Consider the following 23,169-nt stretch of genomic DNA (forward strand, 5'->3'; position numbering starts at 1 on the left):
TTCGTTCATACAATCTAAAATAAAAAAAATCAATTAATAAAAAAAGAATGGCCTGACTACTAAATTAAAATAAAGCTTTAATTTTGTAGTCAGGCTTTTTGCTTTTTTGTTTTAATTTTACACCTTACGTGTCTCTTAAAAATAATCTAGCAACTATCCATAACGAAAATACCGATGTACAAGATTTTTTAAATCTAAAATCGTAAATCTAAAATCATAAATCACTATGTCTTGGTTTAAAAGAAAAACAAAAGGTATAACTACTACAACCGAAGAGAAAAAAGACACCCCAAAAGGTCTTTGGTACAAATCTCCGACAGGTAAAATTGTTGATGCAGAAGAACTGGAAAAGAATTTTTACGTTAGCCCAGAAGATGGTTACCATGTCCGTATTGGAAGCCACGAATATTTTGAGATTCTTTTTGATGATAACAATTTTAAAGAATTAGATGCAAATTTAGAATCTAAGGACCCACTAAAATTTGTCGACACCAAAAAATATCCAGACAGGTTAAAAGCCGCTCAAGAAAAAACAAAATTGAAAGATGCCGTTCGCGCTGCGGTTGGTAAATCTAAAGGAAAAGATTTGGTGATAGCTTGTATGGATTTTGCATTTATTGGTGGTTCCATGGGAAGTGTTGTAGGCGAAAAAATTGCCCGAGCAGCAGATTATTCTTTAAAAAATAACATTCCTTTATTAGTCATTTCAAAATCTGGTGGTGCTCGTATGATGGAAGCCGCTTTATCACTAATGCAATTGGCTAAAACTTCCGTAAAACTAGCACAATTGGCAGAAGCAGGAATACCATACATTTCTTTGTGCACAGACCCAACAACTGGAGGAACAACGGCTTCTTTCGCTATGTTAGGTGATATTAATATTGCAGAACCTGGTGCCTTAATAGGCTTCGCCGGCCCTAGAATTGTTAGAGATACTACGGGAAAAGAATTGCCTGAAGGTTTTCAAACTTCTGAGTTTTTATTAGAACATGGTTTCTTAGATTTTATTACCCCTAGAAAAGAGCTTAAAGATAAAGTGAACCAATACTTGGATTTAATTTTAAATCAGCCCTTAAGAGCTTAAAAATAAATAATGTAACTTATTGACCTGATTGGTTTTCAACCAGTCAGGTCTTTTTATTTAAAAGGTTTGTAAATCATTTATATTTACTATATTTGCCGCTCGAAAGAAAGACTTTCGTCTACATAACAATTATTTACAATAATATTAGCATGTATTTAGCAAAAGAAGTAAAAGAAGAAATCTTCGCAAAACACGGTAAAGGGAAAAACGATACTGGTTCTGCTGAAGGTCAAATTGCGTTATTTACGCACAGAATTAATCACTTAACGGAACACTTAAAAAATAATCGTAAAGATTATAATACAGAGCGTTCATTAGTGAAATTAGTAGGTAAAAGAAGAAGCTTACTAGATTATTTAACTAAGAAAGATATCTTAAGATATCGTGCGATAGTAAAAGAATTAGGATTAAGAAAATAATAAAAAGAGGCTTTTTAGCCTCTTTTTTGTTTTAGATATAACTCTGCGCAGAGTATAAACCCGTATTGAAGAAGCTTATTATAGTTTTTCATTGGTCACTCAACAACTACACACAACAACACAACGACCATTGTTTAATTAGAATTAAAAAATTTATGATTCCAAAAGTTTTTAGAGAGGTCATTGACCTTGGTGATGGACGTACTATTTCCATCGAAACCGGAAAATTAGCAAAACAGGCTCATGGTTCTGTTGTTGTACAATCAGGAAAATGTATGCTTTTGTGTACAGTTGTATCTAACTATGATGCAAGTCCAGGTATAGACTTTTTACCTTTAACGGTAGATTATCGCGAAAAATTTGCTGCTTCAGGCCGTTACCCTGGTGGTTTCTTTAAAAGAGAAGCGAGACCAAGTGATGGTGAAGTATTAACTATGCGCCTTGTTGACCGTGTATTGCGTCCATTATTCCCAAAAGATTACCACGCTGAAACACAAGTAATGATTCAGTTAATGTCTCATGATGAGAATGTTATCCCAGATGCTTTAGCTGGATTAGCAGCATCGGCGGCCATTCAACTATCTGATATTCCTTTTGAAACCCCTATTTCTGAAGTTAGAGTGGGTCGCGTAAACGGTCAATTAATTATCAACCCAACACAATCTCAATTATTAGAGTCTGATATTGATATGGTGATTGGTGCTTCCGCAGATTCAGTCATGATGGTTGAAGGTGAAATGCATGAGATTTCAGAAGAAGACATGGTTGCTGCTATTCAGTTTGCACATGATGCTATTAAAGTACAATGTGCTGCTCAAATAAAATTAGCAGAAGCTTTTGGTAAAAAAGCTACCCGTGAGTACGAAGCAGAACGTGAAGATGAGGCTTTAGCTAAAAAAGTAGAAGCTTTAACGTATGATAAAGTGTATGCCGTAGCAAGAGCAGCTTCAGCAAAACACGAACGTAGTGCTGCTTTTCAAGCGATTAAAGAAGAAGTAAAAGCAACGTTTACTGAAGAAGAATTAGCAGATTTTGGAGATTTGGTTTCTAAATATTTCTACAAAGCTGAAAAGAAAGCGGTTAGGGATTTAACATTAAATGAAGGTTTACGTTTAGATGGAAGAAAAACAACGGACATCAGACCAATTTGGTGTGAGGTAGATTATTTACCATCTGTGCATGGCTCTTCCATATTTACTCGTGGGGAAACTCAAGCTTTAGCAACCGTTACCTTAGGGACTTCTAGAGAAGCAAACCAAATAGATATGCCGTCTTTTGAAGGCGAAGAGCGTTTCTATTTACATTATAACTTCCCTCCTTTTTCAACAGGTGAAGCGAAACCTTTAAGAGGAACGTCGCGTCGTGAAGTTGGTCATGGAAATTTAGCGCAACGTGCCTTGAAAAATATGGTGCCTGCTGATTGCCCTTATACAGTAAGAGTAGTATCGGAAGTATTAGAATCTAACGGTTCTTCTTCTATGGCAACGGTTTGTGCCGGTACTATGGCGTTGATGGATGCTGGGGTTCAAATGAAAAAACCAGTTTCTGGAATTGCCATGGGATTGATTTCTGATGCTGAAACTGGAAAATACGCTGTGTTATCTGATATTTTAGGTGATGAAGATCATTTAGGTGATATGGACTTTAAAGTAACTGGTACTGCCGATGGTATTACTGCTTGCCAAATGGACATTAAAGTAAAAGGTCTTTCTTATGAAATTTTAGTAAAGGCTTTGAAACAAGCACAAGCCGGACGTTTACATATTTTAGGAAAATTGATTGAAACCATTGCGCAACCAAATGCCGATGTGAAACCACATGCTCCTAAAATGATTACACGTGTTATACCTAATGCGTTTATTGGTGCCTTAATCGGTCCTGGTGGAAAAGTGATTCAAGAATTACAAAAAGCGACTAAAACGACGATTGTTATTAATGAAGATCCAATTACTGAAGAAGGTATTGTTGAAATTTTAGGTACTAACCAAGAAGGCATCGATGCTGTTTTAGCAAAAATTGACTCTTTAATGTTCAAGCCTGAAGTTGGTGGTACTTACGAAGTAAAAGTGATTAAAATGTTAGATTTTGGTGCTGTTGTTGAATATACGCAAGCTCCAGGAAATGAAGTTTTATTGCACGTAAGTGAATTAGCTTGGGAACGTACCGAAAATGTGACCGATGTAGTTAATATGGGTGATGTTTTTAATGTGAAATATTTTGGAGTTGATCCAAAAACGCGCAAAGAAAAAGTATCCCGTAAAGCCTTATTGGAAAAACCAGAAGGTTATGTTGCAAGACCACCTAGAGATGATAACAGAAATGGTGGTGGACGTGATAACAGAGGTGGAAGTCGTGATAATCGTGGACGCGATAACCGTCGTGATGACAGAAGACCAAGAGACGATAGAAAAGAAGATTAAATTCTAACTATTATTATAATTTAAAAGCTGTCAAATTTATTTTTGGCAGCTTTTTTTGTTAAAAATCAATTTAAAAAACCTTATTTTATTTAACTCTTAAAAAGCATCTAAGCCAGTCTTTTTAATGGTTACTTTTTAAGGCTATCTTCCTAAACTTCCGTATTTTTGCACTATAAATCTTAATAAAAATGAACAAAAAAGTCATCCTTATGATTCTTGATGGCTGGGGAAAATCACCAGACCCAAAAGTATCGGCTATAGATAATGCCAACACACCTTTTATAGATTCCTTATATACCAAATACCCAAATGCTTCTTTGCGTACCGATGGCTTACATGTCGGTTTACCTGAAGGACAAATGGGAAACAGTGAAGTTGGTCACATGAATCTAGGTGCTGGACGTATTGTTTACCAAGATTTGGTAAAAGTTAATTTGGCTGTCCAAAATAAGACTTTAAATACTGAAAAAGTATTGGTTGATGCCTTTCAATATGCGAAAGACCAAGATAAAAGTGTTCATTTCCTTGGTTTACTAAGTGATGGCGGGGTACACTCCCATTTTTCGCATCTATATGGATTAGTTGATGCTGCAAAAGACTTCGGACTGAAAAAAACATACATCCATGCCTTTACAGATGGTCGTGACGTTGATCCAAAATCTGGGGCAAGTTTTATTTCAGATTTGCAAAATCATTTAATAAATACCCCTACAAAACTAGCAACTGTTACTGGACGTTATTACGCTATGGACAGAGATAAACGCTGGGAACGTGTTAAGCTGGCCTATGATGCCATTGTAAATAGTGTTGGTGAAAAATCATCCGATTTGGTAGCTTCAGTTGAAAAGAATTATGAAAATGATATTACGGATGAGTTTATAAAACCAATTATTGCTGTTGATTCCAACAACAATCCGATTGCATCCGTAAAAGAAGACGATGTTATTATTTTCTTCAACTTTAGAACCGATCGTGGTCGTGAACTTACTGAAGCCTTATCTCAACAAGATTTTCATGAGCATAACATGCACAAACTTAATTTGTACTATGTAACGCTTACCAATTATAACGATGCTTATAAAAATGTGAAGGTTATTTTCAATAAAGATAATTTAACTGAAACGCTTGGTGAAGTGTTATCAAAAAACAACAAAAAACAAATTAGAATTGCCGAAACAGAAAAATATCCGCACGTTACGTTTTTCTTTTCTGGCGGACAAGAAAATCCGTTTGAAGGCGAAACCAGAATATTAAGAAATTCGCCAAAAGTGGCAACATACGATTTAAAACCTGAAATGAGCGCTTTTGAATTAAAAGATGCTTTAGTTCCTGAACTTGAAAAAGGTAATGTTGATTTTGTATGCTTAAACTTTGCCAATGGTGATATGGTTGGCCATACAGGCGTTATGGAAGCCGCTATTAAAGCCTGCGAAGCTGTTGACACCTGCGTTAAAGAAGTTGTAACCACGGCATTGAATAATGGCTACACCACCTTGCTTATTGCAGACCATGGTAATTGCGAAACCATGATTAATCCAGATGGTTCTCCAAATACGGCTCATACAACAAACCCTGTTCCAATTATATTAATTGATAACGATTTGAAACATATTCAAGATGGGGTTTTGGGAGATATAGCGCCCACTATTTTAAAATTAATGGGTGTTGAACAACCAAAAGCCATGACAAGACATTCATTAGTTTAGTTTTAAAGTAAATAATTTATAACTTTACAATAAAATCAAATCTTAATTGATGAATTTTAATGGCGGTCTTATAATAGCAGTTGATTTTGATGGAACCATCGTTGAAGATGCCTATCCTAAAATCGGTAAACCTATGCTTTTCGCTTTTGAAACGTTGCAAAAACTTCAAAAAGAAGGACATCGTCTTATTTTATGGACCTATCGAAGCGGTAATAAACTAGATGAGGCTGTCACATTTTGTGAAGAACATGGCGTCTTTTTTTATGCCGTAAATAAAAGTTTTCCTGAAGAAGAATTTGATGGTTCTTTTAGTAGAAAAATACATGCCAATTTATTTATTGATGATAGAAATATTGGTGGGTTTTTAGGATGGGGTGAAATTTACCATTTGCTTATAAATTCTAATGAAAATCCCATTTCAACAGAAAAGAAAAAAGGATTTTTCGATTTTTTAAAATAGTTTCTACACTTTTAAAAGAATTATAAACCAATACACATTCAAAATTCCCACCATTTTAATTTTAAGTATCTTTGCCATTATTTTTTAAAAGATGATTGTAGTAAAAACAAGAGAAGAGATTGAATTAATGCGCGAAAGTGCTTTAATCGTCTCAAAAACTTTAGGAATGCTCGCCAAAGAAGTGAAACCTGGAGTTACAACCATGCAACTAGACAAGCTTGCCGAGGATTTTATTAGAGCCCAAGATGCACTCCCAGGTTTTTTGGGTTTGTATGACTGTCCTTCAACTCTTTTATGCAGTATTAACGAAGCTGTTGTACATGGGCTGCCTACAAATGTTCCACTAAAAGATGGCGACATTGTTTCAATAGACTGTGGTGCTTTAAAAAATGGCTTTTACGGCGACCATGCTTACACTTTTGAAATTGGCGAGGTAGCTCCCGAAACAAAAAAACTCATTCAAGTCACTAAAGAATCTTTGTACGTTGGTATTAGGGAGTTTAGAATAAATAACCGTGTTGGTGATGTTGGCTATGCCATTCAAAAACATTGTGAAGATCATGGTTATGGTGTAGTAAAAGAATTGGTGGGTCATGGTCTGGGCAGAAAAATGCATGAAGATCCTGAAATGCCAAACTACGGAAAACGAGGCAAAGGCAAAAAATTCGTTGAAGGCATGGTGGTTGCCATAGAACCCATGATTAATATGGGTACCCACCGCGTAAAACAACTTAAAGATGGTTGGACCATAGTGACTTTAGATGGCAAACCCAGTGTACATTTTGAACACGATGTCGCTATAATTGATGGAAATCCAGAAATACTTTCCACATTTGCCTATGTTCATGATGCTTTGGGCATTACTTCCAACAAAGAAGATGAATTTAGACAAAAAGCATTAGTGCTTTAGAATGAAAACGGTCTTCAAAATAATTCTTAACCTTATTCCAAGACCTTTATTAATAAGGTTGAGTTATTTGATTCGTCCTATTTTAGCTTTTTTTTTAAAAGGAAATACATTCACCGATCCCATTGATGGAAAAAGTTTTAGGTCTTTTTTACCTTATGGTTATGGGAAACAACGAAATAATGTATTATCACCTTCAACATTAAGTTTAGAACGCCATCGCTTACTTTGGCTATATTTAAACAATGAAACGGATTTCTTTACTGCCAAGAAGAAGGTTTTACACTTTGCTCCCGAACAGGCTTTTTATAAACGTTTTAAAGCCATGAAAAATTTAGATTATACCACAACCGATTTAAATTCGCCACTGGCTGATGTTAAAGCAGACATCTGTGAACTCCCTTTTGAAGACAATAGTTTTGACATCATACTTTGTAATCATGTATTGGAACACATTCCAAACGACACCAAAGCGATGCAAGAACTGTATAGAGTTATGAAAGTAGGCGGTATGGGCATTTTTCAAATTCCGCAGGATTTATCTAGAAAGACCACTTTTGAAGATAATACTATTACAGATAAAAAAGAACGTGCTAAAATTTTTGGACAGTACGACCATGTACGCATCTATGGGCTTGATTATTTTGATAAACTAAGAACCATTGGTTTTAAAGTAGAGGAAGTTGATTATACCACCAAACTTTCAGGAGAAGATATTACCAAATATTGTTTGGCAAAAGGCGAAATTATTCCTGTATGTTTTAAGTAATCAATTTTCAGGAAATCCATTCAGCGATAACGTCTCCAATTCTTGCTTATCATTTTCAAAAATCAAGAATACCTTAAGCTCAGGATGCTGTTGTAAAAACGCTTTTACTTTTTCAATACCCATAGCCTTGAAAGCCGTTGCATAACCATCTGCCATCATACAATTCTCTGCAATTACTGAAATACTCAATAAATTAGTCGCACTTGGATAACCCGTTTTGGTATCAATAATATGCGAATAACGTTTGCCATTTTCATCTATCTTAAATTTTCTGTACGTGCCAGAAGTTGCCATGGATTCATCTTTAAGCGAAATGGCTTTTAAAATGGATTGTGTACCATCAAAATGAGGCATTTCAACCCCAACTTTCCAATCTTGGTTTTTTTCAACATTCACACCTTTAGCTCTTATTTCACCACCTATTTCAACTAAATAATTGTGAATACCTTTACGTTCTAAAAACTCACCAATCACGTCAACGCCATAACCCTTTGCAATGGCATTGAAATCTATAAAAGCATTTGGGTCTTCTTTAATGATGGTGTTCCCTGCTCGTTTTATTCTATCAAATCCAACCGAAACCATTAAACTATCTATTTTTAAACTGTCAAGATTCACTATTTTACCTTCTGGTCCAAAATCCCATGCGTTCACCACATCACCAATAGTTGGGTCAAATACCCCTTCCGTAAATTGATGAATAACTTTAGAAGCTTCAAAAACTTTTATAAAATGTTCGTCAATTTTTAGTGATTCATTTCTGTTGATTTTTGAAATATCGGAATCGCTTATGTATGTTGACATAGATTGATTGATAATTGAAAACAAACTATCAAATTGCCTTTCAAAATTAATTTCAGAATGATACGTGATATTGTACGATGTACCAAAAACGGCTCCGGAAAGTTTCGTATTTTTAATGTCTTTTTTACAGGAAAAACAGCATATAAAAATTAATAAAGTTATGATTCTGCTCATTATAATTTTATGATTCAATTAATTGGATTCCTGCCTACACAGGAAATCGAAGATTCGACAAAGTCAATGATAAATTAGTTCAAATTGGTTTCTAAAACTTGAATACCGTTGTATTCTATTAAGTATTCTTCATTTAAATAAATAGGCAAATGGTCTCCATCAGGATTTCCAACACCAACACCTGCGTATAACACTTTCGCATCTTTATCCCTAGCATGCTCTTTAAAGGATTCCATCCAAACAACATCGTAATTATTTGGATTTTCAGGTAGGATAACAGCCCTTACAATCACAAAATAATACTGTTTGTTTTTATCTATACAAACAAACTGTGGGTGCTTTTTAAGTTTACTATTGATAGCAATAAACTCAAATCCACGAGATTCTAAATCTTTGCCAACATGGTTCATGGCAAGATTGTGTAATTCTTGTTGATTAAGTGGTTTACTCATTGTACAAAAATACAATAAACCACTATTATTTTTTACTCATGAATTAATAAATTGAATCGCTGTTTACTAGGGAAAGCTAGAAATGTGTAACTTTAAAAACGCTAAACCAACGTAATAAGTACATGTCAAAACACCCTACTTCAAAAAAAATAGGTCTTTTTTTAGGGCCACTTCTCTTTTTAATTGTTCAGTTTTTACCCTTTGAAATGTTATCTGAAAAAGCAGATACCGTCATCGCCATTGGTTCATGGATGGTTTGCTGGTGGATTACAGAAGCCGTTTCCATTTCTGTAACATCATTATTGCCACTTTTACTATTTCCATTATTTAAGGTTATGAACATTGACGATGTTGGCACCAATTATGGAAGCCCCATTGTGTTCCTATTTTTTGGTGGTTTTGTGCTGGCATTAGCTATAGAAAAAGTAAATCTTCATAGACGCATTGCCTTAACTATTATAAAGAGAACAGGAACTACGCCTAATAAAGTGATTCTTGGTTTTATGATTGCTACTGGTTTTATGAGTATGTGGATTAGTAATACCGCTTGTACGGTAGTTATGCTTCCCATTGCCATGTCGGTGATATCCTTATTGATGCATGATACGGATGGGTTTACCAAAAAGGATCAAAATTTTGCACTGAGCGTCATGCTGGGCATTGCGTTTTCAGCGAATGCTGGTGGGATTGCTACTGTTATTGGAACACCACCGAATTCCGTTCTCATAGGTTTATTGGAGAATGAATACCATATTGAGGTTTCCTTTTTTAAATGGATGCTTATAGGTTTACCGGTTGCAATCATTTTAATTACTGTTATTTATTTTGTGATGGTTAAATGGATGTTTCCCAGTAAAGGACTCGTTTTTAACGCTTCAAAAGATGTTATTAATGCTGAGCTAATAAAACTTGGAAAAACATCGGCTAGAGAAAAACAAGTGCTTATAATCTTCAGCTTTATGGTTTTTTTATGGATTTTTAGAGTCCCAATTAATTCATTCATTCCTGGATTGGGTCTCTCTGATACCATGATAAGTATTTTTGGAGCTTTAGCATTATTTACAATTCCCTTTAATTTAAAACAAGGCGATTTTATATTGAATTGGAATGATACCCAAAAACTATCTTGGGGTATCTTAATTTTATTTGGAGGTGGTTTGGCCTTAGCAAATGGTATGTCGGAAAGTGGCATCATAGAAATAATTGCAACCTCCATTTCTACTAGTCAGATTAGCATCCTTTTAATGGCCACCTTACTAATAACCTTAATGTTGTTTATGACCGAATTAATGAGCAATGTTGCTTTAACAGCTGTATTGGCTCCAGTGGTGGCTGGCATTGCCATTGGTTTAAATATTCCGCTTCTTCATTTATTAATTCCAGTAACCATCGCCAGTAGTTGTGCCTTTATGTTACCTATGGCAACGCCCCCCAATGCCATTGTTTTTGCAAGTGGTTATGTTAAAATAAATGACATGGCAAGAGTAGGATTGGTTTTAAATTTGATTTCGGTAGTGTTGTTGGTTTTAGTATTTAAGCTTTTTGTGCCTTTGGTGTTCTAGTTAAAATGAAGAATAATTAATATTAATTTATAGTATATCTTTTAAAACAACCCACACATTTTCTGCCAGTATTTTTTGCCCTTTTACTGTTGGATGGATTCCGTCACCTTGGTTCAATTCAGGAATACCCGCAACATTTTCAAGTAAAAAAGGAATAAGTTCTATATTATTTTTCTCTGCTAATTCTGGAAAAATGTTTTTGAATTCTGTGGTATAATCTTCTCCTAAGTTTGGAGGCATTTGCATGCCTGCCAAAATAATCTTTGTATCGGTATTTTTTTCTCTAACAACATCAATAATAGCCTGTAAATTGTTTTTAGTTTCGCTGGGAGGAATCCCTCGTAAACCGTCATTGGCACCAAGTTCCAACACAAAAACATCTACTTTTTGATTCAAAATCCATTCTACCCTATTTTTTCCACTTGCTGTAGTTTCTCCACTTAAACCTGCGTTTATAACTTTATAGGATAAGCCCAACGAGTCCAATTTGTGCTGTATCACTGCTGGAAAAGCTTCTTCCACATCTAGACCCATACCTGCGGTTAAACTGTTTCCGAAAAATAAAATAAGCTTATCTTTAGATATTGAAGCTTGCAAGCTATCGGCAACCTCAATAGCATCCCTGGAAGTTTTTAGCTTTTTATCGCTGGTTTCACGGCATGATGTGCTCGTTATCAGCAATAAAATATAACAAAACATTAACAGGATTCGCATAGCTTTGGAAGACATATTTAAAATCATTTTTCTAATTTGTCGGATATATTCAAAATACACCCTAAAAAATTCATGACAAAGATATTAAACGTTAATAACTTAGGGAAAAGTTATTTCAGTGGTTCAAAAAAACTCACTATTCTCAAGGACATCAGTTTTTCTGTTGAAGCCAAGGATACTTTTTCTATCGTTGGGCCATCAGGAAGTGGAAAAACCACATTACTTGGTTTATGCGCCGGTTTGGACAAACCCGATTCTGGGACCATAGAACTTTGCAACACCCAAACTGGCCATCTAAGTGAAGATGAACTTGCCCAGCTTCGAAATCAAAATGTAGGCTTTATTTTTCAGGACTTCCAATTGTTGCCAACGCTAACGGCTTTAGAGAATGTAGCAGTACCACTTGAACTTCAAGGTAATAAACTGGCCAGCAAAAAAGCTATAGAACTTTTGGAAAAAGTAGGACTGGGCGACCGCTTGGATCATTATCCTTCACAATTATCAGGAGGAGAACAACAGCGGGTGGCATTGGCAAGAGCCTTTTCCAATAACCCTACCATACTATTTGCCGATGAACCCACTGGCAATCTCGATGCCGAAACAGGAGAAAAGGTGATTCAGTTGCTTTTTGAACTTAATAAAGAATTAGGCACGACCCTAGTCATTATAACCCACGATATGGAATTGGCACAAAAAACCAATCATATTCTTAAACTTAAGAGTGGAAGCATTATAGAAAACACAACATTATCTTAATGGTTGAAAAAACAAATGTTTCAAAAGCAGGACTGGTTTGGCTGTTAAAAATGGCATGGCGCGATGGAAAATCCAGCTGGAAAAAGTTAATGCTTTTTATGGCGTCGATTGTATTGGGAATAGCCGCACTTGTTTCCATACAATCCTTTAGCGACAATCTAAAACGTAATATTGCCTCTCAGTCCAAATCTTTAATGGGAAGTGATTTTAAGATTGATAGTGATAAAGCCCCTAGCGATAGCTTACTTGTCATTATGGATTCTTTGGGAGGTTTTGATTCCCGTGAAATTAGTTTTGCTTCCATGGTCGCTTTTCCAAATCAAGAAGGGTCAAAGTTGGCACAAGTACGTGGTATTGAGGGTGATTTTCCTTTTTATGGTGCTATGGAAACAGAACCAGTATTAGCAGCAACTACCTACCAAGAACAGAGAACGGCATTGGTTGATGCTACGTTAATGCTACAATTTGGACTCAAGCCTGGGGACACTATAAAAATAGGAAATGCCACATTACCAATTGGAGGTGCCTTAAAATCTGTCGCTGGCAGCAATTCATTGTCCAGTTCTATAGCGCCGCCTGTTGTTATTCCCTATAGCTATATCGAGGCTTCTGGACTTGTACAAACAGGTAGCCGGTTAGATTATGAGTTTTATTTTGTTGCTAAACCTGGGACTGACTTAGAACTCCTAAACGAAGCCCTTAGTGAGAAACTACATGCTATAGATGCTGATTTGGACATTCATACTTCGACTAGTGAAAGGCTGGGAAGGCGCTATGACAATTTTGGTAAGTTTCTTAATCTTGTCGCCTTTATAGCCTTATTATTGGGTTGTGTGGGCATTGCCAGTGCAGTTCATATTTATATTAAAGAAAAACTACGATCTATAGCAATCTTAAAATGTTTGGGAGCCACCAAAAAACAAACCTTTTTAATCTACCTCCTTCAAATTGGTTTTGTAGGGTTAGTAAGTGGTTTTATTGGTGCATTGGTTGGATTATTTTTGCAACAATTGTTCCCTTTGATTTTGGAAGGCTTATTGCCCGTAGAAGTTGAAATAACACTCGTGCCAACAGCCATTTATTCAGGTATATTACTAGGCGTTTTTATGTCTGTTTTGTTTGCCTTGTATCCGTTGATTGGTACTATTTATACATCGCCATTACAGACTCTTCGTATTGAGGAAAATAACAATTCAAAATCAACAAAAGCTGGATTACTTGTTTTGGCAGCCATATTCTCCTTTATTTTTTTGTTTGCCTATTGTTTATTAAAAGACATTACGTTCGCTTTTGCCTTTCTTATTGGTATCATCATAACTTTTTTAATACTTGGTGGCATAGCTCATGGGTTTATGAAAACGATAAAAAAATTCTTCCCGCATTCTTGGGGATTTGTGGCTCGAACCAGTATGCTCAATTTGTATCGCCCAAAAAATCAAACGCTAGTATTGGTAATGACCATTGGCGTTGGAACTTTTTTGATTAGCACACTGTATTTTAGCAAGAATCTATTGTTGGCGCAAGCATCTATTGAAAGGAAAGCCAATAGTGCCAATATGATATTGCTCGATATTCAAAATGAACAAATAGAGCAAGTTGCCTCCATCATTACTGATAATTCATATCCATTGATAGACAATATCCCTATTGTAACCATGCGCATTCACAGCATTGACGGAAAAACAGTAAATGAAATACGAGAGGATACGACGTCTACAATACGCAGATGGGTATTAAGCCACGAATTTAGGGTAACCTATCGCAATTCACTTACGGCATCAGAAACATTACAATCGGGTACATTTACTCCTGAGGTAACCACTAATAATTTAGTTCCCATTTCGGTAAGCGATAATTTTGTGGAAGATACCAATGTAACGATTGGCGACAACATTACCTTTAACGTACAAGGCGTTTTAATCAATACGGTTGTGGGCAGTATCAGAGCGGTAGACTGGAGCACAATGCAACCAAATTTTACGGTGTTGTTCCCACGAGGTGTATTGGAAAATGCGCCTCAATTTAGGGTAATAACAACCAATGTTCCGAATGAACAGGCTTCTGCCATTTTACAACAGGAACTGGTAACTAAGTTCCCAAATGTTTCTATTTTGGATTTGCGACAAATATTAAATATGGTCGAAAAACTGTTGGATAAAATTGGTTGGATTATCAACTTTATGGCATTCTTTAGTATCCTTACAGGAATCATTGTACTCATTGGTGCCGTGCGTACCAGCAAACACCAACGAATAAGGGAAAGTGTATTACTGAGAACTCTTGGAGCCAAAAGCAATCAGATACTTAAAATGATTGCCTTGGAATATACTTACTTGGGAATCATTGGTAGTTTAACGGGCATTTTACTATCTCTGGTTAGCAGTCAGTTATTGGCTTTGTGGATTTTTAAAACACCCTTTACACCTTCCATCATTCCATTTGTTGTTCTATTTCCTTTGATTACACTTTTAGTCGTGGGCATTGGTCTAGCCAATAGTAGAAGTGTTATTAATAATACGCCTTTAGAGGTATTAAGAAAAGAAAATAATTAGCTAGAAGCACTTTTGAAATGACAATGGAATCTTAAATGGAGGTATCAGTTTTAAAGAACTAAAATTTGGTTTGAAAGTTATAAATGACATTACGAAATAAAAAATTGTCATTTTTTTTATATCTTAGAAATAAAAAATGGAAACTTCAATTCGTTTAGAGCAGGCCATAAAAAAATTATATACAGCATTTCACAACAATCAACTACATCCTGAATGTTGTAAACAATGTGCTGTTGGCAATATGTTAGACAATACGGATAATTGGAAACATTTTTCAGACCATCATGGCTCTTTGGAGCTAAACTATGTTGGACAAGTTCATGAATCGTTTGGAAGAAAATTTAATGGCTATTCACCTTTAGAATTATTGAAAATTGAAGCCATCTTTTTAAAAGCATGTGGCTATCAATTACCTATTCATCATAAAAACTTCAAACCTGAAAATCCTAAGAATAAAGATATTTTGTTTGATGGTTTAACCGAAGTCATTACTTTTCTATGTGAATTGGATGGTGTTTCCAATATTATGGATTACACCAAATTATTTGAATTTGAAAATGACAGACCTAGGTATCGATTAAAAGGAATCTTAATTTAATTTTCATAAGTTTTATTACAAACAAAAAAACCCAACACATTTGTTGGGTTTTTATTTATAAATATACTTGCATTATCCTCCAAAGTCATCAAAACGGATATGTTCATCTGGGATACCAAAATCTTCTCCCATTTTTTGAACTGCTTTGTTCATTAATGGTGGCCCACAGAAATACAATTCAATATCTTCTGGTGATTCGTGTTTGCTTAAATAATTATCAATCACACAATTATGTATAAACCCAACAAAACCATCTCCAGGCGCATCAATATCTGCCTTTACTTTCCAGTTATCTTCTGGTAAAGGCTCAGACAATGCCAAATAGAATTTAAAATTAGGGAAACTATCCTCCAATTGCTTAAAATGATCTAAATAGAACAACTCACGTTTAGAACGTCCACCATACCAATACGTTACTTTTCTTCCTGTTTTTAAGGTTTTGAATAAATGATATAAGTGTGAACGCATAGGAGCCATACCAGCACCACCACCAACATATAGCATTTCAGAATTAGACTCATTAATAAAGAACTCTCCGTAAGGACCAGAAATCGTTACTTTATCACCTTTTTTCTGATTGAATATATAGGATGAGGCTACTCCAGGATTAACATCCATCCAGCCATTTTTATTTCTATCCCAAGGCGGGGTTGCAATACGTACGTTTAACATGATTTCTCTACCTTCAGCTGGGTAAGACGCCATGGAATAAGCTCTTTCAACCGTTTCGTTATTTTTCATAACCAAAGACCACAACCCAAATTTATCCCATTCTGCTTTGAATTTATCGGGTGTTTCATGTTCTTCAGGATGTGCAGTAATATCAATATCAGAATATTTAACTTCACAAGGTGGAATTTCAATTTGAATATAACCCCCTGCTTTGTAACCCATATCTTCTGGAATTTCAACAACAAACTCCTTAATAAAGGACGCCACATTATAATTACGCACAACGGTTGCTTCCCATTTCTTAATACCAAATACCTCTTCAGGAATGGTAATATTCATGTCTTGTTTTACTTTAACCTGGCATGCCAAACGCGCACCATGCTGTAATTCTTTACGTGTAAAATGAGGCGTTTCTGTAGGTAATGCTTCACCACCACCAGAGAGTACGTGGCATTCACATTGAATACAAGTACCACCACCTCCACAAGCTGATGGTAAAAATATTTTTTGATTTCCTAAAGTAGAAAGTAAAGAACCTCCGGAACTTACTTCTATTTCCCTTTCACCATTGATAGTAATCTTTACTGGCCCAGAAGGGGATAGTTTTTGTTTAACTACTAATAACAACGCCACTAATAATAAGGTAATTATTAAAAATACGGTTACCGTAGCTATAATTGTTCCTAATGTACCTATTGCTAAAATCATCATCTTGCTTAATTATTTTCAGTGTTATTAGCTAACTCCTTTTTTGCTTTATCTGTATCTGTAGAAGGTTCTTCAACCTTTACTGTTTTTGTTGTTTCCTTCTTAGCTTCATCGCCTCCAGTTAACATACCACCAAAGCTCATAAATCCAATCGCCATTAAACCTGTGATGATGAATGTGATTCCTAATCCTCTTAATGCTGGAGGTACATTTGAGTATCTAATTTTTTCACGAATGGCAGCAATTGCTAAAATGGCCAAAAACCATCCAATTCCTGAAGAAACTCCGTAAACTGTTGCCAAACCTAAAGTTGGAATTTCACGGGATTGCATAAATAACGACCCTCCTAAAATTGCACAGTTTACAGCAATAAGTGGTAAAAATATGCCTAACGAATTATATAATGAAGGTGAAAATTTTTCAACAACAATTTCTACTAGTTGTACCATGGTTGCAATGGTTGCAATAAACATGATGAATGATAAGAAACTTAAGTCGTAATCGGCATAACCTTCGCCCAACCAAGCTAATGCACCCGGCTGTAAAAGATAATGGTCTAACAACCAGTTTAATGGTACCGTAATTAGCATAACAAAAATAACCGCTGCACCTAAACCAACAGCTGTGGCTACTTTTTTAGATACCGCAAGATAAGAACACATCCCCAAGAATGTGGCAAATACCATGTTATCTATAAATATTGATTTGAAAAATAATTCTATGTGTTCCATAATTCCATTTGTTGTTGGTTGTTGGTTGTTGGTTATTGGTTGTTGGTGAAAACTATCGCCTAAAAACCATAAACCATCAACTAAATTTAATCTTCTATTAAAGCTTTATTTCTACTACGTTGAATCCAGATGATAATGCCCAAAACAATCAAAGCCATAGGAGATAGTAACATAAAACCATTATTTTCATATCCTAAAGCATATAATCCTGTTTTTTCAATGGGGTCTCCTAAAACTTTAAATCCTAATAAGGTACCTGAACCTAATAATTCTCTAAAAAAGCCAACGATGACTAATATTAAACCATATCCAGCAGCGTTACCAATTCCATCTAGAAATGATTTCCAAGGACCATTGGCTAAAGCAAATGCTTCAAAACGTCCCATGATGATACAGTTTGTAATAATCAATCCAACAAAAACCGATAATGTTTTACTTAGTTCGTATGAAAATGCCTTTAAAATTTGATCTACTATAATAACCAAAGCAGCTACTACCACTAATTGTGTAATAATTCTGATTTTAGAAGGAATAATATTTCTCATTAAAGAAATAACAACGTTACCAACCGCTAATACTGCCATAACAGAAAGTGCCATTACAATAGATGCTTTTAACTGTGCCGTAATGGCCAATGCAGAACATATACCAAGAACCTGTATGGTAATTGGATTATTATCAGTTAATGGATCAAGTATTAATTTACTGTCTTTTTTTGATAAAAGTCCCATGTTATTAATTATTTTTTAAAGATTTAAAATAAGGCGCATAAAGCTTCAAATCACTTCGTATCATCGCAGTAACACCATCACCTGTAATCGTTGCACCTGCTAAGGCATCAACAGCGTTATCCGTTTTTCTTTGATTTGTTGGATCTGCATTTCCTTTTGCAACAGTAATACCTACAAATTCCCCTGATTCATCCAATAGGTGTTCACCTATAAAATCGTCCATAAAATAACGTTCTTTTATGTTTGCTCCTAGTCCTGGTGTTTCTCCTTTATGATCAAAATAAGCGCCTTGTATCACCATGTTTTCATCCATGCCCACATAACCCCAAATGGCATCCCAAAGTCCTTTACCATAAATGGGCACTACATACATTGTTTTTCCATCAATCTCACCAACAAACAATGGTAAACGTCTTTTCGACTCATCACTTTTAGAGTTTGATTTTTCTTTTTTAACATCTATCAAATAAGCTTGATCGTCTTCTGTTACATTTCCATCTTGAATTACCAATTGCTTGGTAACATATTTTGAAAATTCTCCTGCAACTTTATCAGCAGCCACAAAATTGGCGCTGGTTTCATCGTTTTCATTAATACCAAATGCATACAAAATATTTTGTTGCTTTTCAATACGCTGGTTTTCTGAAATTTTTCCTTTTAATGAAGACGCTGCATACGCTAAAACAGAGCCCACAACTAAAACCATAACAATGGCAAAAATGATGGTATATGAATTTTTATCTGTTCTATTTTCCATAATTACGCTGTTTTAACTTTTAAACGTTTCAATCTCTGTTTGATGTTTCCTTGAATGACATAATGGTCAATGGTTGGTGCAAACACATTCATTAATAGAATGGCCAACATCACACCTTCTGGATAAGCAGGATTGAACACACGAATTAATATAGAAATGAATCCTATAAAAAATCCGTAATACCATTTTCCTATATTGGTTTGCGATGCCGTTACCGGATCGGTTGCCATAAACACCACCCCAAAAGCAAAACCTCCTATAATTAAATGTTGCCAAAAAGGCGTACTCATTAACGTATAAAATTTACTGCTTTCCGTAATAATACCAGCGCTGACCACTTGATTGAAAATTAATCCCATGGTTATTGCCCCAAGCACAGAAGACAGCATGATTCTCCAACTTCCTATTTTGGTAAAGATTAAAAATAATCCTCCTAAGATGATGAGTAATGTGGATGTTTCTCCAATAGAACCGGGAATAAACCCGAAAAACATATCTGATACCGAGTATGCCATGTCTTTTCCTTGAGCCAAACTTCCTAATATAGTTTCTCCTGAGATGGCATCTAAATTGGCCCCTGCAGCAATATCTTTGGTTCTCTGAACAGCACCTTCAACCCAAACTTTATCACCACTCATCCAAGTTGGATACGCAAAGAATAAAAAGGCTCTGATGGTTAATGCCGGATTTAATATATTCATTCCGGTACCACCAAAAACTTCTTTCCCAATAACAACACCGAATATAACGGCAATGGCTAACATCCACAGTGGAATATCAATAGGTACAATTAGAGGCACAAGCATACCTGTTACCAAATAACCTTCTTCTACCTCGTGTTTTTTAATGATAGCGAATAAAAACTCAACACCTAAACCAACACCGTAAGACACGATAACCAATGGTATGATTTTCCAAAAACCGATCATAAAGTTATCCAATGTCCAAAACTCTGAACTAAAAAACCCCGAAGTTACCGCCTGAATATCGCCAACTGCCAAGTTATGTTGATAACCCGCATTGAACATACCAAAAATTAAACAGGGCAACATGGCCATGATAACCGTATTCATGGTACGCTTTAAATCGTCTGCTGCCTTAATATGTGTACCGTTGTGCGTGGTATCATTTGGCGTATATAAAAAAGTATGTAACGCATTAAACGCAGGCGCCATTTTAGTGCCCTTATACTTTTCCTTTAAATTGTGTAAATTACTTTTTAAACTCATTCTCCTATCTCTTTAAGCATTAAGTCTAAGCCCTTTCTTATAATATCTTGATGTGGTTGTTTAGACACGCAAATAAATTCTGTTAACGCAAAATCCTCAGGAGCAACTTCATACATTCCTAAAGCTTCCATTTCATCTAAATCTTTATACATACATGCCTTTAAGATTTGCATTGGGTAAATATCCAAAGGAAATACTTCTTCATAATTACCTGTTGTAACAAAAGCACGGTGCTCACCATTGGTATTGGTATCTAATTCGTATTCCTTTTTAGGATTTAACCAAGAAAACGTTAACGCTCTTGTAGTTGAAATTTTATTGAAAACCGGTTTGTTCCAACCAAACAATTCATAATCATCACCTTCTGGAATGACGGTAATGACATTGCTATAATAATCTAAATAACCATCTGGTTTAATATGTTTACCACTTAATACATTTCCAGAAATGATTCTCACATGAGCATCTTGAGGAATGCCTTTATCATAAATAATGGTAGCAACTTCGCAACCAAGTTTTGTAACAAAATATCTTGGTTTTTCAATAGAAGACCCAACTAAAGCTACAATTCGTTCTGCATTGAATTTCCCTGTTAAAAGCAATTCGCCAATAATCACTAAATCTTGTGCATTAACGGTCCAAACCACCTCTCCTTTATTTACAGGATCAATTTTATTGATTAATGTACCGACATTTCCTGATGGATGTGGCCCAGAAATTTTATGAAGGGTAATACCATTTAACCCAGCTAAAGGTGAGTTTGAAGATTTTCCAATTCCCACATGCACTTTGCCTGCGGTAAGTTTCCCTAATGCGGTAACCGCTGCTTGCAATTCAGCTTCTTTACCTTTTAGAGTGAAATCCAAATCGGCTGCCAACGGCGCTGTTGCATAACCAGAAATAAAGATGGCTTTTGGCGATTTGTTTGGGTTAGCAATCACGTCGTACGGACGTTGCTTGATAAATGCCCAACATCCAGATTCCAATAAGCGCGCTTTGATAGCCTCGGCATTCGCTGTATCTGGATTGATAATACCATAATCTTTATAGGTTTGAGTTTTATCTGCTTGAATTTTTACAGATAATATTCTTCGCTTTTCACCACGATTAATTTCTAAAATCTCTCCAGAAACTGGGGAAACAAACTTAATGTTTTCGTTGGATTTATCATAAAATACAGGGTCTCCCGCATTTACTTTTGATCCAACTTTAGAAATTAATTTAGGTGTTAGTCCGTGGAAATCTTCAGGCCTTAAAGTATAAAAGTTGCTTAAAATTGCCTTTTCAAGGGTTTTTTCAGCTTCACCTTTAAGTTTAATGTCTAGACCTTTTTTAATGAGAATGTCTTTTGACATATTTTTTTTATTGAAATTATTGTCTAAAAATCGGGGCAAATTTACAAATTAAAAATAGCCATTTAAAAGCTATTAATATAGAATTTTAACTATTTATAAAGATTCTAAATAACAAAACTGCTAAGGTGATATTTTTTCCTTATTTTCAAATAAAAAAGTCTTAAAATTCGATAAAAAAATGTTATCAACGTGGGTAATTTTTAAATACTTTCAATTCATTTTGGTAGTTATTTACAGTCTTTTACAGCTTCATAATCCCATCACTTGAAATAAACGTCTTCCTTTCTAATAATTTTCTGGCCTAAATTTTGTTTATATTTACAAAAAACTGCTTTGTAATGCCGCTTAAACACATCTTTTTATATTGTTTTATATTTATATATACTAGTGCCTTTTGCCAAGTTAATGAAGTAAATCCACCAGATTTTATAAAAACCATTTACTTTAAAGGAAATACCGCCGAAAGCCAATTGCCTGTGTTACGACTTGGCGACTATCTGGTCTTGGAGTTTGATGCGTTAAATGGTAATGAAAGTGATTACTACTATAAAATCCAACATTATAATTACGATTGGACACCTTCTGTTTTGGTAAAAACAGAATATATGGATGGTTTTGACAACCAACGCATTAGAAATTACGAAAACTCATTCAACACCTATCAAATTTATTCCCACTATAAACTTACCATTCCCAATGAACAAACCAAAAGGTTGAAGATTTCAGGGAATTACATGATGCAAATATTTAATAATAATGATGAATTGGTTTTTTCTAGAAAATTCATGATTTATGAAGATACTGCCAATGTGGGTATTAGCCTCAAACGTTCCAGAAGTATTGAGTTTATAGAAGCCAAGCAACGCGTTGATATCGTGATAACTTCAAATAATTTACAGCTTAACAATCCAAAGGAAAATGTGAATGTGGTTATTGTTCAAAATAATAATTTAAATACTGCTATTTCAAACTTAAAACCGCAATATACCATTGGCAATCAGTTAATTTATAAATACGACCATGAAACCAGCTTTTGGGGCGGCAACGAATATTTGTATTTTGAAAATAAAGATGTAAGAGCTGCCAGTACCGGTGTTCAATATGTTGATTTAAAGGAACTGTACCACAATTATTTATTCACCAATTTTTCTAGGGCGAAAAGGCCATACACCTATAATCCAGATATTAATGGTAATTATGTAATTAATAATATTGATGCTGAAAACCCAGGTATTGAAGCCGATTATGTTTGGATACATTTTTCTTTACAACCTGACCCGTCGTTTAAAAACAAGGATATTTATGTATATGGCAATTATAATAATTATGCCCTAGAGGAGAGCAATAAAATGGTTTACGACGAACAAGATAACGTCTATAAAAAAGAGATCTTGCTAAAACAAGGCTTCTATAATTATAAATATGTGGTTGTGAATACAGATAATACTTTAGATGAAGGTGCCGTTAGCGGCAATTTTTATCAAACCGAAAACAATTATAAAGTGCTTGTTTATTACAGGGATTTAGGCGCTCGATACGATAAAATTATTGGCTTGGGCGAAGGCAGTTCCATAAATATCTCCAATTAAAGTTAATTAATCGTTATAAT

21 protein-coding genes are annotated in these 23,169 nt (G+C 35.0%); 12 read left to right on the plus strand and 9 right to left on the minus strand.

Annotation, left to right across the window (positions count from 1 at the left end; translation table 11 throughout):
• Positions 1-226: 226 nt before the first annotated feature.
• The 7 genes from accD (at position 227) to CDH50_RS05525 (ending at position 7,765) form a co-directional block, all read left to right on the plus strand.
• Positions 227-1,084, plus strand: coding sequence for an acetyl-CoA carboxylase, carboxyltransferase subunit beta (gene accD, locus CDH50_RS05495; RefSeq protein WP_100610952.1), 858 nt, complete (start codon positions 227-229; stop codon positions 1,082-1,084).
• 149 nt (positions 1,085-1,233) lie between these two features.
• The gene (gene rpsO, locus CDH50_RS05500; RefSeq protein ID WP_100610954.1) at positions 1,234-1,503 is read left to right on the plus strand and encodes a 30S ribosomal protein S15; all 270 of its coding nucleotides are present in this window, start codon (positions 1,234-1,236) and stop codon (positions 1,501-1,503) included.
• A 155-nt stretch (positions 1,504-1,658) separates the two neighbouring features.
• Positions 1,659-3,923, plus strand: a complete 2,265-nt coding sequence (locus tag CDH50_RS05505) for a polyribonucleotide nucleotidyltransferase (protein ID WP_100610956.1) — start codon at positions 1,659-1,661, stop codon at positions 3,921-3,923.
• A 188-nt stretch (positions 3,924-4,111) separates the two neighbouring features.
• Positions 4,112-5,629, plus strand: a complete 1,518-nt coding sequence (gene gpmI, locus CDH50_RS05510; RefSeq protein WP_100610958.1) for a 2,3-bisphosphoglycerate-independent phosphoglycerate mutase — start codon at positions 4,112-4,114, stop codon at positions 5,627-5,629.
• A gap of 49 nt (positions 5,630-5,678) precedes the next feature.
• A complete protein-coding gene (locus tag CDH50_RS05515; RefSeq protein WP_100610960.1) occupies positions 5,679-6,089 on the plus strand; it encodes a BT0820 family HAD-type phosphatase in 411 nt (136 codons plus the stop codon).
• Positions 6,090-6,180: 91 nt separating this feature from the next.
• Complete coding sequence (gene map, locus CDH50_RS05520) at positions 6,181-6,999, plus strand: type I methionyl aminopeptidase (protein WP_100610962.1); 819 nt, start codon at positions 6,181-6,183, stop codon at positions 6,997-6,999.
• Position 7,000: 1 nt separating this feature from the next.
• Positions 7,001-7,765, plus strand: coding sequence for a class I SAM-dependent methyltransferase (locus CDH50_RS05525; protein WP_100610964.1), 765 nt, complete (start codon positions 7,001-7,003; stop codon positions 7,763-7,765).
• Here the strand turns inward: CDH50_RS05525 and CDH50_RS05530 are convergent, their stop codons facing one another.
• On the minus strand, positions 7,766-8,743 hold the full coding sequence (locus CDH50_RS05530) for an FAD:protein FMN transferase (RefSeq protein WP_100610966.1): 978 nt from the start codon (positions 8,741-8,743) through the stop codon (positions 7,766-7,768).
• 74 nt (positions 8,744-8,817) lie between these two features.
• Positions 8,818-9,195, minus strand: a complete 378-nt coding sequence (locus tag CDH50_RS05535) for a Na(+)-translocating NADH-quinone reductase subunit F (protein ID WP_100610968.1) — start codon at positions 9,193-9,195, stop codon at positions 8,818-8,820.
• A 122-nt stretch (positions 9,196-9,317) separates the two neighbouring features.
• Between CDH50_RS05535 and CDH50_RS05540 the strand changes: the two genes are divergently transcribed.
• Complete coding sequence (locus CDH50_RS05540) at positions 9,318-10,757, plus strand: SLC13 family permease (protein WP_100610970.1); 1,440 nt, start codon at positions 9,318-9,320, stop codon at positions 10,755-10,757.
• A gap of 27 nt (positions 10,758-10,784) precedes the next feature.
• Here CDH50_RS05540 and CDH50_RS05545 read toward each other — a convergent pair whose 3' ends face one another.
• Positions 10,785-11,486: an arylesterase gene (locus CDH50_RS05545; protein ID WP_232731970.1), complete on the minus strand. Its 702-nt coding sequence runs from the start codon at positions 11,484-11,486 to the stop codon at positions 10,785-10,787.
• 57 nt (positions 11,487-11,543) lie between these two features.
• Between CDH50_RS05545 and CDH50_RS05550 the strand changes: the two genes are divergently transcribed.
• The 3 genes from CDH50_RS05550 (at position 11,544) to CDH50_RS05560 (ending at position 15,377) form a co-directional block, all read left to right on the plus strand.
• Positions 11,544-12,227, plus strand: coding sequence for an ABC transporter ATP-binding protein (locus tag CDH50_RS05550; RefSeq protein ID WP_100610972.1), 684 nt, complete (start codon positions 11,544-11,546; stop codon positions 12,225-12,227).
• On the plus strand, positions 12,227-14,779 hold the full coding sequence (locus CDH50_RS05555) for an ABC transporter permease (RefSeq protein WP_232731971.1): 2,553 nt from the start codon (positions 12,227-12,229) through the stop codon (positions 14,777-14,779). Before CDH50_RS05550 ends, CDH50_RS05555 begins: the two co-directional genes overlap by 1 nt.
• Positions 14,780-14,915: 136 nt before the next feature.
• Positions 14,916-15,377: a Na(+)-translocating NADH-quinone reductase subunit F gene (locus tag CDH50_RS05560; protein WP_100610973.1), complete on the plus strand. Its 462-nt coding sequence runs from the start codon at positions 14,916-14,918 to the stop codon at positions 15,375-15,377.
• 72 nt (positions 15,378-15,449) lie between these two features.
• On the opposite strand, the gene nqrF is transcribed toward CDH50_RS05560, so the two are convergent.
• The 6 genes from nqrF to CDH50_RS05590 form a co-directional block, all read right to left on the minus strand.
• The gene (nqrF, locus tag CDH50_RS05565; RefSeq protein WP_100610974.1) at positions 15,450-16,757 is read right to left on the minus strand and encodes an NADH:ubiquinone reductase (Na(+)-transporting) subunit F; all 1,308 of its coding nucleotides are present in this window, start codon (positions 16,755-16,757) and stop codon (positions 15,450-15,452) included.
• Between the two features lie 8 nt (positions 16,758-16,765).
• Positions 16,766-17,488, minus strand: coding sequence for an NADH:ubiquinone reductase (Na(+)-transporting) subunit E (nqrE, locus tag CDH50_RS05570; RefSeq protein WP_100610976.1), 723 nt, complete (start codon positions 17,486-17,488; stop codon positions 16,766-16,768).
• 86 nt (positions 17,489-17,574) lie between these two features.
• Positions 17,575-18,219, minus strand: coding sequence for an NADH:ubiquinone reductase (Na(+)-transporting) subunit D (locus CDH50_RS05575; protein WP_100610978.1), 645 nt, complete (start codon positions 18,217-18,219; stop codon positions 17,575-17,577).
• Between the two features lie 4 nt (positions 18,220-18,223).
• Positions 18,224-18,976 carry a Na(+)-translocating NADH-quinone reductase subunit C gene (locus CDH50_RS05580; protein WP_100610980.1) on the minus strand — a complete coding sequence of 251 codons (753 nt, stop codon included), beginning with the start codon at positions 18,974-18,976 and terminating at the stop codon, positions 18,224-18,226.
• Positions 18,977-18,978: 2 nt separating this feature from the next.
• The gene (locus CDH50_RS05585; RefSeq protein ID WP_100610982.1) at positions 18,979-20,205 is read right to left on the minus strand and encodes an NADH:ubiquinone reductase (Na(+)-transporting) subunit B; all 1,227 of its coding nucleotides are present in this window, start codon (positions 20,203-20,205) and stop codon (positions 18,979-18,981) included.
• On the minus strand, positions 20,202-21,560 hold the full coding sequence (locus CDH50_RS05590; protein ID WP_100610984.1) for a Na(+)-translocating NADH-quinone reductase subunit A: 1,359 nt from the start codon (positions 21,558-21,560) through the stop codon (positions 20,202-20,204). Before CDH50_RS05590 ends, CDH50_RS05585 begins: the two co-directional genes overlap by 4 nt.
• A 338-nt stretch (positions 21,561-21,898) precedes the next feature.
• On the opposite strand from CDH50_RS05590, the gene CDH50_RS05595 reads away from it, so the two are divergent.
• On the plus strand, positions 21,899-23,149 hold the full coding sequence (locus CDH50_RS05595; RefSeq protein WP_100610986.1) for a type IX secretion system plug protein: 1,251 nt from the start codon (positions 21,899-21,901) through the stop codon (positions 23,147-23,149).
• Positions 23,150-23,169 lie beyond the last annotated feature (20 nt).

The sequence above is a fragment of the Confluentibacter lentus genome (assembly GCF_002806995.1).
Taxonomy (GTDB): Bacteria; Bacteroidota; Bacteroidia; order Flavobacteriales; family Flavobacteriaceae; genus Confluentibacter; species Confluentibacter lentus.